This is a genomic window from Mycobacterium sp. ZZG, assembly GCF_054786995.1.
In genome coordinates, this window is record NZ_JBTBFV010000153.1 from 1 (window position 1) to 1431 (window position 1431).

Genomic DNA, 1431 nt, shown 5'->3' on the forward strand with positions numbered 1-1431 from the left:
TTCGCAACCTGTTGCCGGAGTTCGACGGTCTGAAGTCGGCCACGCAGGATGCGCTCTTCTCGGGATTTGGTGAAGAGGTGCACCGGCTTTCCACCCAGTACCTGCCAGCGGTGCAGGAACTCACCACGGGCATCGCGGACGCGTTCAACGTGATGGCCAAGTCGGTCGCCAACGAGCTGATGACGCCGGACACGCAGGCGAAGATTCAGAGCACATTCAGCAACATCACTGCGTCGTTCCGCGAATTGACCCCTGCTGCAAGCTCTTTGACTCAGGCGTTCGTCGATATCGCCAACGCTGGTTCCGGGTTTCTCCCCGGGCTCGCCCAGGCGGCCTCGGAGGCCGCGCAGCGCTTCGCCGCCTTCATCGACCAGGCCTCGCGCACGGGTGATTTGCAGCGGTGGATCCAGGACGGCATCGACGCCGTGCGGTCCTTGGGCGATGCGGTCTGGATGGTCGGCGGGTTCATCTACGACACGTTCGGCGGCAACGGCCGGCAGAACGTCGAGAACTTCAACGACACGCTGGAGGCGACGCGGACGATCCTGGACGCGCTCAACGGCGACTTCAGCACTTTCGGGGCGGACATCAGCGAAGAGCTCAGCATGCTCACCGGACCGGCCGCCGCGGTGCGCGACGCAATCCTAGACATCCCCGAGGCGATGACGTGGGTCGGCAACAAGGCGATCGACATGGCCAACCACGTCAAGCACGCGCTCGACGCCATGGGCTCGAACGCCGCGAATTTCTTCAACAACCTGCTGCCCGGCGACCCGATGAGTTTCACGCCGCTGCCCGACATCCCCCATCTGCCGGCATCGTGGGGCGGCGACTGGGGCGGCTACACGCCGCCGGGCTTCGAACCGCCCGAGCGCACGCCGGGCACCTACCGGACTCGCGACGGCCAGGAACGCCGCATCCCCACACCGCGCCAGCTGCCGTCGTCAACGCCCTACCCGGGACCGTTCAGCGTCCCCACACCAACCGGCGGTCCCGCTGGATCGGGCGGCCGCAGCACGACGACATACGGCTACACCTCCGACCAGGCGCTGTTGTCGAGCATCCCGGCGGGCGTCTACTCACAGACCGGAGCCGCAGACCTCGTCCAGGGGCTCGGCGATTGCTCCAGCGCCATCGAGGATCTGATCAACATCATCGATGGCCGGTCGACCCAGGGGCGCTCGCTATCGACCCACAACGCGCACGAGTGGCTGACTGCACGCGGATTCCTCCCCGGCTCTATGCCGGGCGCGTTCAACGTCGGATTCAACGAAGGTCATATGCAAGCGACCCTGCCCGGCGGAACGCCGTTCAACTGGGGCAGCAACTCCGCTGCGGCGCGCCGCGGCATCGGAGGCACGGGCGCCTTCGATCCGGCGTTCACCGCGCAGTACTACCGGCCCGTTGACACCGGAGCGATGGGCCGGTCGT

At 66.5% G+C, this 1431-nt stretch carries 1 pseudogene; it reads left to right on the forward strand.

The features are described 5' to 3' along the window. A pseudogene (locus tag ACXMYJ_RS29075) lies at positions 1–1431 on the forward strand (hypothetical protein); the annotation flags it as partial.